10 protein-coding genes are annotated in these 15,954 nt (G+C 73.4%); 9 read left to right on the top strand and 1 reads right to left on the bottom strand.

Going from position 1 to position 15,954, the window contains the following annotated elements; translation table 11 throughout:
• The first annotated feature begins 128 nt into the window (after nucleotides 1-128).
• From AC067U_RS18795 to AC067U_RS18755, 9 genes are all read left to right on the top strand, one after another.
• The gene (locus AC067U_RS18795) at nucleotides 129-1,064 is read left to right on the top strand and encodes a cyclase family protein (RefSeq protein ID WP_478830838.1); all 936 of its coding nucleotides are present in this window, start codon (nucleotides 129-131) and stop codon (nucleotides 1,062-1,064) included.
• A 77-nt stretch (nucleotides 1,065-1,141) separates the two neighbouring features.
• Complete coding sequence (locus AC067U_RS18790; RefSeq protein WP_478830837.1) at nucleotides 1,142-3,919, top strand: SpoIIE family protein phosphatase; 2,778 nt, start codon at nucleotides 1,142-1,144, stop codon at nucleotides 3,917-3,919.
• Nucleotides 3,920-3,985: 66 nt separating this feature from the next.
• Nucleotides 3,986-5,590 (top strand): sugar ABC transporter ATP-binding protein, encoded by a 1,605-nt coding sequence (locus AC067U_RS18785; RefSeq protein WP_478830836.1) that lies wholly within the window; start codon nucleotides 3,986-3,988, stop codon nucleotides 5,588-5,590.
• Nucleotides 5,587-6,582 carry an ABC transporter permease gene (locus AC067U_RS18780; protein WP_478830835.1) on the top strand — a complete coding sequence of 332 codons (996 nt, stop codon included), beginning with the start codon at nucleotides 5,587-5,589 and terminating at the stop codon, nucleotides 6,580-6,582. Before AC067U_RS18785 ends, AC067U_RS18780 begins: the two co-directional genes overlap by 4 nt.
• A gap of 84 nt (nucleotides 6,583-6,666) precedes the next feature.
• Nucleotides 6,667-7,809 carry a substrate-binding domain-containing protein gene (locus AC067U_RS18775; protein ID WP_478830834.1) on the top strand — a complete coding sequence of 381 codons (1,143 nt, stop codon included), beginning with the start codon at nucleotides 6,667-6,669 and terminating at the stop codon, nucleotides 7,807-7,809.
• 98 nt (nucleotides 7,810-7,907) lie between these two features.
• Nucleotides 7,908-8,909 carry a polyphosphate kinase 2 family protein gene (locus AC067U_RS18770; RefSeq protein WP_478830833.1) on the top strand — a complete coding sequence of 334 codons (1,002 nt, stop codon included), beginning with the start codon at nucleotides 7,908-7,910 and terminating at the stop codon, nucleotides 8,907-8,909.
• Between the two features lie 35 nt (nucleotides 8,910-8,944).
• A complete protein-coding gene (locus AC067U_RS18765) occupies nucleotides 8,945-11,668 on the top strand; it encodes a cation-translocating P-type ATPase (protein WP_478830832.1) in 2,724 nt (907 codons plus the stop codon).
• 13 nt (nucleotides 11,669-11,681) lie between these two features.
• A complete protein-coding gene (locus tag AC067U_RS18760) occupies nucleotides 11,682-13,454 on the top strand; it encodes a SulP family inorganic anion transporter (protein ID WP_478830831.1) in 1,773 nt (590 codons plus the stop codon).
• Nucleotides 13,454-15,184 (top strand): alpha/beta hydrolase, encoded by a 1,731-nt coding sequence (locus AC067U_RS18755; protein WP_478830830.1) that lies wholly within the window; start codon nucleotides 13,454-13,456, stop codon nucleotides 15,182-15,184. Before AC067U_RS18760 ends, AC067U_RS18755 begins: the two co-directional genes overlap by 1 nt.
• Before the next feature lie 31 nt (nucleotides 15,185-15,215).
• Here the strand turns inward: AC067U_RS18755 and AC067U_RS18750 are convergent, their stop codons facing one another.
• Complete coding sequence (locus tag AC067U_RS18750; protein ID WP_478830829.1) at nucleotides 15,216-15,887, bottom strand: lysostaphin resistance A-like protein; 672 nt, start codon at nucleotides 15,885-15,887, stop codon at nucleotides 15,216-15,218.
• Between the last annotated feature and the right edge of the window lie 67 nt (nucleotides 15,888-15,954).

Below are 15,954 nucleotides of genomic sequence, written 5' to 3'. Positions count from 1 at the left end.
GGTACGCGGCGCAGGCGGGCCGGGAACGCGGCGCAGACGGCGTGAAACGTGGCTTTAGGCGTGGCGTAGGCGTGCCGTACGCACGCCGGGTGTCCGGCCACCGCCCGGACCGGGTAGGCATGCGGGTCATGAGCACCGACCCCGCGGAAGCTCCCCGGGTCTCCCGTCAGGAATTCGACGCCCTGTTCGCCGCGGTCCGCACCTGGGGCCGCTGGGAGCGGGCCGACCGGGGCGCCTGGAACCGGGTCGCCCCCCACCACGTGCGGCGGGCCGCCGCCCTGGTCCGGGACGGTACGGCGGTGTCCCTGGGGTTGCCCTGGGACACCCGGCCGGGCCCCGGCAACCCCCGGCCCGCCCTGCACTACATGTCCGACCTCGGCGACGTGGAACCGCCGGAGCCGGCCACCCACAAGGACTTCCTCGCCGTGGACTACCACGGCAAGTCCGTGACTCACCTCGACGCCCTCTCGCACGTCGCCTACCGGGGGCGGCTCTACGGGGGGCAGCGGGCCCGCGAGGTCATCGGCGCGGGCGGCGCCCGCTTCGGCTCGGTGTCGGCGCTCGGCCCGCTCGTCACCCGAGGAGTCCTCCTCGACCTGCCCGCCGTCCTGGGAACCGACTGGCTCGAACCGGGCCGGCCGGTCCGCGCCCGCGACGTGCTGGCCGCCGAGGAGGCGCTCGGGGTGTCGGTCGACGACGGGTGCGCGGTACTGCTGCGCTCCGGCCGGTTCCGGCGTCTGCGCGAGAAGGGGCCGTGGGACGTGGACGCGGCGAGCGCCGGCTTCCACGTGGACGCGGTGCCGCTGCTGGCCGAGCGGGCCGTCAGCCTGCTCGGCGCCGACGGGGACAGCGATCTGCGCCCCTCCCCGGTCGAGGGCGTGCACTCCCCCGTGCACACCCTGGCCGTGGCGGCCATGGGGGTGCCGCTGCTGGACAACCTGGACCTGGAGGAGCTGTCCGCCGCGTGCGCCGCGGCGGGACGTCACGAGTTCATGCTCGTCGTCACGCCCCTGAACGTCCCCGGCGGAACGGGATCCCCGGTCAATCCCGTCGCTCTCCTGTGAAGGGGCAAATCGCCGGGAATATACTCAAAGGCGCCGATTCAACTTCACCCATCACCCGGCAAGGGGAAGTGATGCAGATGGGGGTCACGGGAGAACAGATCGGCCCCGCGCGCTCCCGTCAGCGGTTCCTGGGGGGCGAGCCGGTCGAGACGGGGGTGCGGAACCCGATCCTGAACTCGTGGCTGCGCTGCCGGCTGCTGGGGCTCTCCCCCGAGCAGACCGAGCTGCCCTACCGGGACGATTTCGACCCCGACAGCCGCCTGGTGCGGGCGGCCGGACCCGTGCTCGACCAGCTGCAGTCCCGGCTCTCCGGCAGCCAGATCAACATCTCCGTCGCCGACGCGAACGGCACGGTGCTGCAGCGCCGTTTCGGCGATCCCGCCCTGGCCCGGACCCTGCCCCCGATCCAGAGCGTGCCGGGCTTCGTCTTCGCCGAGCGGTACGCCGGCACCAACGGCATCGGTCTCGCGCTGGCGGAAAGGGACTTCGTCCAGGTCTACGGCGCCGAGCACTTCGCCGAACGCAGCCAGACGAGCGCCTGCTGCGCCGTCCCCATCCGCGACCAGCTCAGCGGGGACACCGTGGGCGTGCTCTGCTTGGGATACCCGCACGCCTACGAACGCCCCGCGCTGGCCGCCCTGGTCCGGCGGGCGGCCGAGACGATCGAGCAGCGGCTGATGGAGCAGAGTTCGGCGCGGGAGCGCGGGCTGCTGCGGACCTACCTCGACGCCGAACGGCGGCGCGCCGCACCGGGCGGGACCGCCGTGGACGGGCGCCATCTCGGCCCTGCGGTCCCGGCCGGGCCTGACGGACTGGAGGAACTGGTCGAGCCGGCCGGTCTGGAGCTGGACCCGCACGACCGGCGGATCCTCCAGGAGAAGGCCACCGAGCTGATCGCCCTGTCCCGGCGGGGCGCCGTCGACGTGACCCTGCCCCACGGCCGCGGGGCGACCCTGCTGAGCCACCCGGTGACCAGTCCCTCCGGGGTGGAGGGCATGGTCGTCGAGGCCCTGATCGGCAGCAACACGCCGCCCGTGCACCACCTCTCCCTCTCGCCCCGCGCCGGCCCGGCGCCCGCCGGACCACCGGTCGCGCCCGGCAGCCGCACCGGCACCGCCGGTACGCGCTCCGGCTCGGTCCGCGGCCTGGTCCTCGTCGGCGAGCCGGAGGTCGGCAAGTACGCCGTCCAGGCACGGCGCCGGCTGGAGCTCCTGGCCGAGGCCAGCGCCCGGATCGGGACCACGCTCGACGTGACCCGGACCGCGGAGGAGCTCGCCGAGCTCGCGGTACCGGGTCTGGCCGACTACGTCACCGTCGACCTGCCCGGGGCCGTACTGCGCGGTGACGAGACCTTCGACCCCGAGACCGACCTGCACCGCACGGTGCTCCACGGCATCAGCGACGACGCCCCCTTCTACCCGACCGGACAGGAGCTGGACTTCCGGCCCGGCACCCCGCACATGCGAGGTCTGAGCAGCGGGCAGACGGTGCTGGAGCCGAGACTGAAGGACGCGGCGGGCTGGTTCGCCCAGAGTCCCGAGCGTTCCCTCCGGCTCCTCGCCTACGGCGTGCACTCGCTCGTCGCCGTACCGCTGCTCGCCCGCGGCGCCCTGCTGGGCATCGCGAGCTTCTACCGCCTGCGGGACCCCTCCCCCTACGGGGAGGACGACAGCCGGCTGGCGCAGGAGCTCTGCGCCCGGGCCGCCCTGTGCATCGACAACGCCCGCCGCTACACCCGCGAGCACACCCTGGCCCTGGCCCTGCAGCGGAGCCTGCTCCCGCGCGGACTGCCCGAGCAGGGCGCCGTGGAGGTCGCCCACCGCTACCTGCCGGCCGAATCCGGGGTGGGCGGCGACTGGTTCGACGTCATCCCGCTGTCCGGGACCCGGGTCGCCCTCCTGGTGGGCGACGTCGTCGGGCACGGCCTGCACGCGGCCGCCACCATGGGGCGGTTGCGGACCGCGGCACGCAACTTCGCCGAACTGGAACTCGCCCCCGACGAGCTCCTGACCCACCTGGACAACCTCCTGGTGCGGCTGGACCGGGAGGAGGGCGACGACGGCCCCACCGGCAGCAACGGCATCGTGGGCGCCACCTGCCTGTACGCCGTCTACGATCCGACCTCGCGGCACTGCACCATGGCCCGGGCCGGCCACCTCCCGCCGGCCCTGGTCGGCCCCGACGGGACCGTGACCTTCCCCGACCTGCCGGCCGGGCCTCCGCTGGGCCTGGGCGGCCTGCCCTTCGAGACCGCCGAGATCGTGCTGCCCCGGGACAGCACGCTGATCCTCTACACCGACGGTCTCGTCGAGGACCGCCACCGCGACATCGACCTGGCCCTCGACGACCTGCGGCGCGCCCTGGCCCATCCGGACCGCACCCCCGAGGACACCTGTGAGGCCGTGATCGACGCCATGGCGCCTGAGCACCCCGCCGACGACATCGCCCTGCTGGTGGCCCGGACCCACACCCTGCCCGAGGACCGGATCGCCGTATGGGAGGTGCCGGCCGATCCCGCGAAGGTCTCCGACCTCCGCGCCGCCGCCACCCGCCGGCTGGCCGACTGGGGCCTGGACGAGCTCGCGTTCGCCGCCGAGCTGATGCTGAGCGAGCTGGTGACCAACGCGGTCCGGTACGGCGGCGATCCCATCCGGGTGCGGCTGATCCGGGACCGCACCCTGATCTGCGAGGTCTCCGACGGCAGCAGCACCGCCCCGCACCTGCGGCGGTCGGCGAGCACGGACGAGGGCGGGCGCGGCCTGTTCCTCGTCGCCCAGCTGTCCCAGGCGTGGGGCACCCGGTACACCCCCGAGGGCAAGGTGATCTGGGCCGAATGCGCCCTGGACGCCGCGTGACATCCGGTATGCGTTCGACAATGCAGGGGGATGCCCCTTTGATCCCAGTAGCATCCTCTCTGTCCCATGCTCCCGAGAGGGAGATCCGCGGCGGCCCCGGAGACGTCCGTGCTTGACGCCCATGAGCCTTCACCCCCTCCGCCCGGCCACCGGCCCGGGCGCTCCGGCGGGGAACCGCTCGTGCGGGTGCGGGGTCTGGGGAAGCGGTTCGGCGGAACCGTGGCGCTGGACCGGGTCAGCCTCGACCTCCACGGCGGCAGTGTGCTGGCCCTCCTCGGCCCCAACGGCGCCGGGAAGTCCACGCTCATCAAGGTCCTCGCCGGGGTGTACCGGCCCGACGAGGGCGAGGTGACGGTGGCCGGGCACCCGCTCGGCTCCGAGGCGGCGTCGGCGCGGATGTCCTTCATCCACCAGGACCTCGGCCTGGTCGAGTGGATGACGGTCGCCGAGAACATCGCCCTGGGCACGGGCTACCCGCGCCGCCGCGGCCTGATCTCCTGGCGGCGCAACCGGGAGCTCTGCGCCGAGGCCCTGGCGGTCGTCGCGGGCCATCTGGACCCCCGCGCCCGGATCGCGGACCTCCCGCCCGCCGAACGCTCGCTGGTGGCCATCGCCCGGGCCCTGGCCCGCCGCGCGGAGCTGTTCGTCCTCGACGAGCCGACCGCCACGCTCCCCGCCGCCGACTGCGCCCGGCTCTTCGAGGTCCTGCACACGCTGAGGGACCGGGGGCACGGCATCCTCTACGTCAGCCACCGGCTCGACGAGGTGTACCGGGTCGCCGACGCGTTCGCCGTGCTGCGCGACGGCCGCCTGGTGGCCCGCGGGCGGCTCGCCGGGTACCCGCCCGCCCGGCTGGTGCAGGACATCGCGGGCGGCGTCCCGGCCGGGCGCGGGCCGGCGGCCGCCGTGCCCGGCGGCCGGCCTCCCGTACTGAGCCTGGACGCGGTGACCACGGAGCGAACCGGGCCGGTCAGCCTGGACCTGGCGCCCGGGGAGATCCTCGGCATGGTGGGGCTGACCGGGGCCGGGCACATGCACCTGGGCCGCGCGCTGGCTGGTGCGCTGCCGCCGCTGGGCGGGCGGGCGCTGCTCGACGGGCGCCCGTACCGGCCGCGGACGGTGGCGGCCGCCCTCCGCCTCGGAGTCGGTTTCGTGGCCGCCAACCGCCAGGAGGAGGGCTGCGCCCTGGATCTGACGGTCCGGGAGAACTTCCTTGCCAATCCCCGGGCGGCCGGGGTGCGGGCGTGGCGCCCGCTCGTTCCCCGGCACGAGCGGCGCGAGACCGCGGCCCTGATCGAGCGGTTCGCCGTACGCCCCCGGGACACCGAGGTGCCCATCGCCACGCTGTCCGGCGGCAACCAGCAGAAGGTGGTCCTCGGCCGGGCGCTGCGCGGGCGGCTGAAGCTGCTGGTGCTGGAGGAGCCGACGGCGAGCGTGGACGTCGGTGCCAAGGCGGCGATCCACCGACTGCTCGACGGCGCCGCCGCCGAGGGGCTGGCGGTGCTGCTGGTGTCCGCCGACTTCGAGGAGGTCGCGGACCTCTGCCACCGCGCGCTGGTGTTCGTCCGGGGCTCGGTGGGGACCGAGCTCACCGGTGCTGCCCTGACGCCCGCCGGACTGACCCGTGCCGCCTCGGCGATGCCCGCGATCACCGGGGACACGGCCCCGTGACGCGCCGGTCCCCGCGCGGGCACCACCTCATCGGGAGCTACGGCCTGCTGGCCCTGGCGGTCGTGCTGTTCACGGTCTTCTCCGCCGTGCTGCCGGACACGTTCCCCACCCGGGACAACGTGTCCTCGATCCTGTCCAACCAGTCGATCCCGGCGCTCCTCGCGCTCGGTGTGACGCTGCCCATCGCCACCGGCAAGTTCGACCTGTCCGTCGGCTACGGGCTGGGCCTGGGGCACGTACTGGTGATGTACCTGATCGTCGAGGCGGGGACCCCCTGGCCCCTCGCCGCTCTCGTGGTGGTCCTCGGCGGGACGCTGGTGGGCGTACTGAACGGGGTGATCGTCGAGTTCGCCCGGATCGACTCGCTCATCGCCACCCTCGGCACGGGCAGCATCATGTACGCGTTCACCGGTTGGCTCACCGACGGCAGCCGGATCGTGCCCGGCCCGGAGGGTCTGCCGCCCGCGTTCACCGGCCTGTACGACGGGCGGTTCCTGGGTCTGCCGCTGCCGGCCTTCTACGTGGCGGCCGCCGTGGCCGTCCTCTGGGTGGTGCTGGAACGGCTGCCGCTGGGGCGGTACATGTACGTGGTCGGCTCCAACCCGCGGGCAGCCGGCATCCTCGGCATCCGCACCCGCAGGTACTCGGTCTACGCCTTCGCCGGGTCGGGCCTGGTGGTGGGCGTCGCCGGGGTGCTGCTCGCCGCGCAGCAGCAGATCGGCAACCCGAGCGTGGGCCTGGACTACCTGCTGCCCGCGTTCGTCGGCGCGCTGCTCGGCTCCACCACGGTCAGGCCGGGGCGCGCCAACGCGCTGGGCACCCTGGTGGCCGTCGGCCTGCTCGCGGTCGGACTCGCCGGGATCGGGCAGCTCGGCGCCGAGTTCTGGGCCACCCCGCTGTTCAACGGCTGCACGCTGCTGCTGGCCGTGGGCCTCGCCGGGTACGCGTCCCGGCGGCGGCTGCGCGCGCGGGCCACGGACCACCCGCCCTGACCACCCCGCACCCACCGCCCGCACCGACCGCCCGCCCTGACCACCCGCACCGACCGCCCGCAGGCACCTCACGTCAGGAGCACCGTGTACCCCAACCGCACCAGCGTCCTCGCGGCCGCGGCCCTGTGGGCGGCCGTCTCCGTCGTCGTCACGGGCTGTGCGGGCGGCGAGGACCGGGCCCCGGCCGCGTCCCCCGGAGCGGGCTGTCCGGCGGCGCTCGCGCGGGCGAAGTCGGCGGTGGCGCAGGCCGAACGGACCGACCTCGCCTGGAACGGGCCCACGACCGGGCCCGCGGCGGTTCCTGGCAAGAGCCTGGTGTACGTGGCGCAGACCATGACCAACCCCGGGGTCGCCGGAGTCGCCGAGGGCGTCCGGGAGGCCGCGGCCGCCATCGGCTGGCAGGTCCGGGTGATCGACGGGGGCGGCACCCCGGCGGGCATCCAGGCGGCGCTGAGCCAGGCGGTCACCCTGAAGCCCTCGGGCATCGTCATCGGCGGGTTCGATCCCCTGCTCACCGCGCAGCAGACGGCGCGGGCGGCGGAGGCAGGCATTCCGCTGGTCGGCTGGCACGCCGTCAGCTCCCCCGGCCCGAGCACGAAGCCCCGGCTCTTCACCAATGTGACGACCAAGGTGGAGGAGGTGGCGGGGATCAGCGCGGACTGGGTGATCGCCCGGTCCGGCGGGAACTCCGGGACCGTGGTCTTCACCGACGACTCCATCCCGTTCGCCCGCGACAAGTCGGAGCTGATCAAACGGCGGCTGGCCGACTGCCCCGGCGTACGGCTGCTGGCCACCGAGAACATCCCCATCCCGGACGCGACCGAGCGCACCCCGCAGCAGGTCTCCTCCCTGCTGTCCCGGTTCGGGGACCGGTGGACGGACTCCGTGGCGATCAACGACCTGTACTTCGCCGATGCCGCCCCGGCCCTGCGGGCGGCCCGGCGGCCCGGCGCCGGGCCGCCCTTCAACATCGGTGCGGGCGACGGCGACCCCTCTGCCTTCCAGCGCATCAACAGCGGGCAGTACCAGGCGGCCACCGTCCCCGAGCCGCTGAACCAGCAGGGCTGGCAGATCGTCGACGAGTTCAATCGCGCCTTCGCCGGCCGGCCGGCCAGCGGCTACGTCGCACCCGTCCACGTGGTGACGGCGGCGAACAGCGGCGGGGCCACGTCATGGGATCCGCTGGGCTACCGGGCGGCGTACGAGCGGATCTGGCGCGGGCCCTGACCGGGGCGCGGCGGCCCGGAGCGGCTCGGGGAGCGATCTTGCCCGGTCGAGCAGAGAATGAGCGCCAGGGCACAGGACCCGGGAAGGGCTGATCGGTGATGTCGGACGACAGGGCCGAGCGCATCGCGGAGTTCATCGCGCCGCTGCGGGTGGAACCCGGGTCGACGGTGAAGCTGCACCGCGACTTCGACCCCGGCTACCGGGGCGGCATGACGAAGGAGGAGGGGGTCCAGCTGCTGCGGACGGGCGTACAACTGCTCGCCGAGTACCAGGAGCGGCTGGCCGCAGCGGACTCCTACGGCGTGGTGATGTGTCTCCAGGCGCTCGACGCCGGCGGCAAGGACGGCACGATCCGCCACGTGATGAGCGGGGTCAACCCGCAGGGCGTGCGGGTCAGCAGCTTCAAGGTGCCCTCCGCCGAGGAACTGGACCACGACTACCTGTGGCGCTACTCCCGGCGGCTCCCGGAGCGCGGCGAGATCGCCATCTTCAACCGTTCGCACTACGAGGAGGTCCTCGTGGTGCGGGTCCATCCCGAGAACCTCGTCCGGCAGAAACTGCCGGCCCACGCGCGCGGGCCCGACGTATGGGAGCGGCGCTACCGGGAGATCAACCACTGGGAGCGGTACCTCACGGACAACGGGTTCAAGGTCGTGAAGATCTTCCTGAACCTGTCCGAGGAGGAGCAGCGCACCCGCTTCCTGAAGCGGATCGACCTGCGGGAGAAGAACTGGAAGTTCTCCGCCGCCGACGTCCGGGAGCGGCGCCGGTGGGACGACTACCAGCTGGCGTTCTCCGAGATGCTGTCGGCCACGAGCACCAGGTGGGCGCCGTGGTACGTCGTGCCGGCCGACCACAAGTGGTTCGCGCGGATCTGCGCGGCGGCGGTCCTGGCCCACACCCTCATCGGCATCGATCCGCAGTTCCCCGACGTGGGCGACGCGGCTCGGGAGGAGTTGCTCACCGCGCGGCGGGAGCTGGAGCGGGAGGCCCCGGCCGGGGCCGCGCCCGATCCGTACGCGGAGAAGTCGAGGGAGAAGTCGAGGGAGAAGCCGAGGAAGGACCAGCCGAGGAAGGAGGGGAAGAGGGGGCGGGACTAGGCCGGCCCCGCGGGCCGCGGATCGAAGGCGGAACGATGACGGTGGAGTCGGATGTCACGGGAGGAGCCCCCCGGCCTCCGGAGGAGGGCTGGCACGCGCGCTCTGCCGAGGAGGTCCTGGCCGCGTTCGGCGTCGATCCGGCGGCCGGTCTGTCCGCGGCGCGGGCCGCGCGGCTCCTGGCGGCGCACGGCCCGAACGCGCTGCCCGAGGAGGCCCGCACCCCCGGCTGGCAGCGGTTCCTCGCCCAGTACCGCAGCTACATGCAGATCGTCCTGGTGGCCGCGGCCATCGTCTCCTTCCTCATCCGGGAGTGGACCACCGCGGTCCTGCTGATCGTACTGACCCTGCTGAACGCGGTCGTGGGGCTGCGGCAGGAGGGCAAGGCCGAGAGCGCGATGAACGCGCTGAAGTCGATGATGAAGGCGACGGCCCGGGTGCGCCGGGACGGTACGGAGGCCGAGATCCCGGCCGAACAGCTGGTCGTCGGTGACGTGGTGCTGGTCTCCGCGGGGGACCAGGTGCCCGCGGACGGGCGCCTGGTGCAGGCCAGCGCCCTGCAGATCGACGAGTCGGCCCTCACCGGCGAGAGCGTTCCCTCCGCGAAGGACACCCAGGCCCTGCCGGCCGGCCATGCCTCTCCCGGCGACCTGACCAACACCGCCTTCATGAACACGCCGGTCACCCACGGCAGCGGCGTTCTCGTCGTCACCGCGACCGGCAAGGACACCGAACTCGGCAAGATCTCCGGCATGCTGTCGGCCACCGAGAAGGAGGTGCCGCCGCTCACCAAGGAGCTCGACACCCTCACGCTGTGGATCACCGGGGCCGCCGGCCTGACCATGATCGTGATGTTCGCGCTGGGGCGCAGTCGCGGCCAGGCCTGGGACGTGCTGTTCGTCAGCGCGGTCTCGCTGGCCATCGCGGCCATCCCCGAGGCCCTGCCGACGGTCACCCAGGCGATCCTCTCCGTCGGCAGCCTCAACCTCGCCCGGCGCAACGCCATCGTCAAGGAACTGCCGTCGGTCGAGACCCTCGCCTTCACCTCGGCCATCAACTCGGACAAGACCGGCACCCTGACGATGAACCAGATGACGGCCGTCGAAGTGATCAGCCCCACCGACCGGTACACCGTCTCGGGTACCGGTTACGGGCTGGAGGGGAAGGTGCACCACGCGGCCGGGGCCGCGGCCGGGGGGATCGAGGACGCGATCCTGCCGTACGTGGTGGCCAGTGACGCCAAGCTGGTGGACGGCGCGGTGGTGGGCGACCCCACCGAGGGCGCCCTGCTGGTGCTCGCGCACAAGGCCGGCCTGGACACCGACGGCACCCGGGCGGCCCTCCCCCGGCTGGCCACCCTCCCCTTCGACCCCGGCTACAAACTGATGGCCACCTTCAACTCGGCGGTCGACGAGGCCGGCCGGCCGGTCGTCCGCTGCTTCGTCAAGGGCGCGGCCCCCGCGGTGATGGCACGGGCGGCCACCGCGCTCGCGGCGGGCCGGACCGTCCCGTGGGACACCGATCTGACCGCCCGGGCCGAGGCCCAGACCGCGCGGATGGGCGGCGAGGGCCGCCGGGTGATGGCCGCCGCCACCCGTGACCTGGACCCGGACGGGTTCGACCCGGACGGCGACCTCCTCGGGTACGTCACCGGCCTGCGGATGACCAGTCTCGTCGCCATGGTGGACCCGCCCCGCGATGAGGCCGGGGCCGCGGTGGCCAGTGCCCGGGACGCCCACATCACCGTCCGCCTGGTGACCGGCGACGACGTCACGACCGGGGCGGCGATCGCCCGGCAGCTCGGCATCCCGGGCGAGGCGGTGCTCGGCGCCGACTTCGCCGCCATGAGCGAGGAGGAGCGGCTGGACCGCATCGACGCCATCGGCGTGCTGGGACGGGTCGCTCCGGAGCACAAGGTGCTGCTCGCCCACACCCTCAAGAAGAAGGGCGAGGTGGTCGCGATGACCGGGGACGGGGTCAACGACGCCCCGGCCATCAAGGCCGCCGACATCGGCATCGCCATGGGCAGCGGCACGGACGTGGCGAAGAACGCCGGACGCATGATCCTCTCCGACGACAACTTCGCCACCATCGTCTACGCCGTGGAGCAGGGCCGGACGATCTACGACAACCTCACCAAGTACATCCGCTTCGTGCTGCTCCTGCTGGTCACCTTCGTCCTGACGTTCCTGGGGGCCACCGTCCTCAACATCGCCGCCGGCGAGCCGTTCACGCCGCCCCAGGTGCTGTGGATCCACTTCGTCGTCAACGCCTCCTTCGGCTTCGCGCTCGGCTTCGACCGGGAGAGCCCCGGACTGATGCGGCGCAGACCGCGTCCCCGCGGGGAATCGGTGCTCACCCGGCCCGTGCTGGTCACCGTCGGCCTGGCCGGCCTGGCGATCACCGTCATCCTGCTCGGGCTGATCCGGCTCGGCCAGGACCACTTCGGCAGCACCGCGACCGGCCAGTCGATCGCCTTCACCGCCTTCTCCCTCTGTCTGATCGTGGCGGCGTTCGAATGCCGCAGCGAGACCGATTCCGTGCTGACCACGTCCACGTTCGACAGCAAGCAGATGAACTGGGTCGCCCTGGCGCAGTTCGTGCTCGCCGTGATGGTGACCCAGCTGGACGGCTTCCGGCGCATCCTCGGGACGACCGGGATCAACGCACGGCAGTTCGGCTGGGCGCTGCTGTCCGCCGTCGTGCTCCTGCTCCTGTGGGAGCTGGGCAAGCTCCTGGCCCGCAGGTCGAGGAGCTCTTGAGCGGGAGGGCTCCGTGACGACCGAGTACCGCGGCCCCGTGGCCCTCGCCCGGCTCCGGGCCGTGCCGGGGGTCCGCGCGGTGTCCACGTACCGGCGCGAGTGGCTGGTGAAGGACCTCGTCGCGGGGGTGGTGCTGACCACCCTGCTGGTGCCGCAGGGCATGGCGTACGCCGAGTTGGCGGGCCTGCCGGCGATCACCGGCCTGTACACGACGATCCTCTGCCTGCTCGGGTACGCCGTGTGCGGGCCGTCCCGGATCCTGGTGCTGGGCCCGGACTCCTCGCTGGGGCCGATGATCGCGGCCACCGTGCTGCCGCTGGTGGCGGCGGGCGGGGATCCCGGCCGGGCGGTCGCCCTGGCCTCGATGCTCGCACTGATGGTGGCGGCGATCATGATCCTCGCCTCGGTGGCGAAGCTCGGCTTCGTCGCCGACCTGGTCTCCAAACCGACGATGATCGGCTACATGAACGGGCTGAGCCTGACCATCCTGATCGGCCAGCTGCCCAAGCTGCTCGGCTTCTCGGTGGACGCGGACAGCCTCATCGGCGAGTGCGCCGGCCTGGTCCGGAAGATCGCCGAGGGGGCGGTGGTCCCGGCCGCCGCCGCGGTCGGTATCGGCGGGATCGTCCTGATCCTGGTCCTGCAGCGGTTCCTGCCGAAGGTCCCCGCGGTGCTCGTGATGGTGGTCCTGGCGATCGCCGCGGCCGGCCTCTTCGGCCTGGCCGAGCGCGGGGTGGGCCTGGTCGGGGTACTGCCGGAGGGGTTCCCGCCGTTCACCGTGCCCCGGGTGGGGCTCTCCGACCTCGCACCGCTGCTCGGCGGTGCGCTCGGCATCGCGCTGGTGTCCCTGGCCGACACGATCTCCAACTCCTCGGCGTTCGCGGCCCGTACGGGCGGGGAGGTCCGGGGGAACGCGGAGATGGCGGGCGTCGGCGCCGCCAACCTGGCGGCCGCCTTCTTCCAGGGCTTCCCGGTCAGCACCAGTGGGTCCCGGACGGCGGTGGCCGAGCGCGCCGGTGCCCGGACCCAGCTGACCGGGGTCGTCGGAGCCGCCCTGATCGTGCTGATGCTGCTGCTGGTGCCCGGCCTGTTCCGCAACCTGCCCCAGCCCGCCCTGGCCGCCGTGGTCATCACCGCCTCCCTCTCACTGGCCGACGTCCCGGGGGCGGTGCGGCTGTGGCGGCAGCGCCGGACCGAGTTCCTGCTGTGCACCGCCGCCTTCCTCGGGGTCGCGCTGCTGGGCGTGCTGCCCGGGATCGCCATCGCCGTGGCACTGTCCGTCCTCAACGTGTTCCGGCGCGCCTGGTGGCCGTACAGCACGGTGCTGGGGCGGGTGCCGGGGCTGGAGGGCTTCCACGACGTCCGCTCCTACCCGCGGGCCGGACGGCTGCCCGGGCTGGTGATCTACCGGTTCGACGCGCCGCTCTTCTTCGCCAACGCCAAGGCCTTCCGCGACGAGGTCAGGCGACTGGCCGCCACGGATCCGGGGCCGAGCTGGATCGTGATCGCCGCAGAGCCCATGACGGACGTGGACACCACCGCCGCCGACGTGCTCGAGGAGCTCGACGAGCAGCTCAACGCGGCGGGCGTGCACCTGGTGTTCGCCGAGCTCAAGGACCCCGTGCGGCAGAAGATCCAGCGGTACGAACTCGACCGCACCATCGACCCCCGTCACTTCTTCCCCACCCTGGAGTCCGCCGTCGCCGCGTTCCGCACGCGCACCGGAGCGGAGTGGACCGCCCCGCCGGACGGGCCCGGGGAGCACGCCCCCGGAGGACAGCCATGATGAACCGGGCCCAGGCGTCCCCGCCCGAAGAACCGGAGCCCGCACGAGAACAGGCGTCGTCCGAAGGGCGGGCAACGCCCGGGCCGACGACCGCTGCCCCGGGGAGGCTCCGCCGCCTCCTCCACCTCACCCTGCCCGGCTGCTGGGGCGCGCTCGTCCTGGCCTGTCTGTCCTTCACCCCGTCACTGCTCCCCCGCGGGGGCGTCCTGCAGGGCCTGATCTGCGGCATCAGCGCGGCCATCGGGTACGGGCTCGGCGTGGTGGCGGCCTACGTGTGGCGCGCCTTCGCCGACCGCGGGGCACGCACCCCCGCACGCCGGTCGTGGCTGGTCCTGGTGGTGGCCGCCGTCGTGCTGTTCGGCGTCTTCTTCGGACTGGGCCAGTACTGGCAGCACGAGATCCGCCGGCTGATGGGGGTCACCGACTACAACGTCCTCACCACCGTGGCCTGCCCGTTCGTGGCCGCGGCCGTGTTCTTCCTGCTCCTGCTGGCCGGGCGCGGCCTGCGGGCCGCCTACCACGGGTGCGCCCGGCTGCTGGACCGCTGGTTCGGCGAGCGCGCGGCCCGGGTGACCGGCTGGCTGGTGGTGGCGCTCCTGGCCTGGCTGGCGTTCTCCGGGCTGCTGCTGCAGGGCTTCGTGAACGCGGCCAACGAGGCGTTCTCGCTCCGCGACACGGAGACTCCGGAAGGCGTGCACCAGCCCACCACGGGCCTGCGCTCGGGCGGGCCCGGTTCCGTCGTGCCCTGGGACACGCTGGGCCGGGAGGGCCGGGCCTTCGCCGGCGGCGGGCCGTCGGCGCAGGAGATCGGCGCGTTCACCCACCGGCCGGCACTGCAGCCGGTCCGGTCCTACGCCGGGCTGGAGACCGCCGACGACGCGGAGGGCCGGGCGGCGAAGGCCGTCGCGGACCTCCAGCGGGCCGGCGGCTTCCAGCGCGAGAACCTGCTGGTGATGACCACCACGGGCAGCGGCTGGGTGGATCCCGCCGCGGTGGAGACGTTCGAGTACCTCGGCAACGGCGACGCGGCCACCGTGGCCATGCAGTACTCCTACCTGCCGTCGTGGCTGTCGTACCTCGTCGACCAGTCCAAGGCGCGCGAGGCGGGCCGCGAACTCTTCGACGCGGTGTACGACACCTGGTCGAAGCTGCCCGCGGACCAGCGCCCGCGGCTGTTCGTGGCGGGTGAGAGCCTGGGGTCGTTCGGCGGTGAGACGGCCTTCAGCGGGGAGTACGACCTGCGCAACCGCACCGCCGGGACGCTGTTCGCCGGCCCGCCCAACTTCAACACGCTGTTCCGCGAGTTCAGCGACGGGAGGGACCCGGGCAGTCCCGAGGTGGAACCCGTCTACCGGGAGGGCCGGACCGTGCGGTTCACCGACGACCCGGCCACCGGGATCACCCCGGCGGGCGCGCCGTGGGACGGCACCCGGGTGCTCTACCTCATGAACCCCTCCGATCCGATCGTCTGGTGGAGCCCGAACCTGGTCCTGTCCGAACCCGACTGGATCGGACAGGCACCCGGCGACGACGTGCTGGAGTCCATGGTCTGGATCCCCTTCGTGACGTTCTGGCAGATCACCGCCGACCTGCCGTTCTCCACGGGGGTGCCGGACGGGCACGGTCACACCTACAAGGTGGCGTACGTCGACGGCTGGAACGCGGTCATGCGCCCGGACGGATTCACGGCACAGGACCTGGAACGGCTGAAGGAGATCGTCGGACAGTAGCGGCGGCCCGCGGAGCGGCTGGGTCCGCCGGTCAGCGGAGCAGGAACCCGACGAGGTAGCCGAGTCCGTTGACCGCCCAGTGCAGGCCCATGGGGGCCAGCAGGCTGCCGCTGCGCCGGCGCAGTTCGCAGAACAGCACGCCCGCCGCGGCCGTGAACAGCACGGCCGCCAGGACCGTCAGGGCGGCACCGGCCCCGGAGCCGCCGAAGACCGAGTTCACGGCGGGTTTCGCGGTCGCCAGGTGCAGGGACGGCAGCACGTGCCACAGGCCGAACAGCAGGCTCGACACGGCGGTCGCCCACACCGCGCCGCGGGCGCGGTCCACCAGCCCGTAGAGCACGCCGCGGAAGGCGGTCTCCTCCAGCAGGACGGTGCCCACCGGAACGAGCACGAAGGCACGGAAGAGCACCTCGCCCCCGGTCATCGCCTCGTACCGGCGGTCCTCGAACAGCACCCGGGTGGCCGGCAGCAGCGCCCCGGCCAGGTAGACGGCGGCGACCGACCCGATCAGCACCAGCGCCCAGCGGGCGCCGCGGGCGTAGCTGCCGGGCGCCAGCCCCGCGTCGGCCGGAGTGCCCCCGGCCCACCGGAGCACGCCGAGCAGCAGCGCGCTGACCGCGACGGCGGTCACCAGGCCGAACGAGCCGGGCCATCGGTGGACGGCCAGGTTGGCGGCGGCCAGCACGGCCACGGTGAGTGCCACGGCCGTCCGGGTGCCGATCCGCCTCCGGACTCGGATCCGCCTCCGGAACCGGAACCGGAATCGGATC

Source organism: Streptomyces sp. NPDC043853 (assembly GCF_056436025.1).
The sequence above is the reverse complement of the archived record's forward strand: the minus strand, read 5'-3'. Positions and strand labels throughout refer to the sequence as shown.

Excerpts from the sequence above, each read along its gene's own strand:
- AC067U_RS18795 (WP_478830838.1), top strand. The coding sequence starts at position 129 with ATGAGCACCGACCCCGCGGAAGCTCCCCGGGTCTCCCGTCAGGAATTC.
- AC067U_RS18790 (WP_478830837.1), top strand. The coding sequence starts at position 1,142 with ATGGGGGTCACGGGAGAACAGATCGGCCCCGCGCGCTCCCGTCAGCGG.
- AC067U_RS18785 (WP_478830836.1), top strand. The coding sequence starts at position 3,986 with ATGCTCCCGAGAGGGAGATCCGCGGCGGCCCCGGAGACGTCCGTGCTT.
- AC067U_RS18770 (WP_478830833.1), top strand. The coding sequence starts at position 7,908 with ATGTCGGACGACAGGGCCGAGCGCATCGCGGAGTTCATCGCGCCGCTG.
- AC067U_RS18765 (WP_478830832.1), top strand. The coding sequence starts at position 8,945 with ATGACGGTGGAGTCGGATGTCACGGGAGGAGCCCCCCGGCCTCCGGAG.
- AC067U_RS18755 (WP_478830830.1), top strand. The coding sequence starts at position 13,454 with ATGAACCGGGCCCAGGCGTCCCCGCCCGAAGAACCGGAGCCCGCACGA.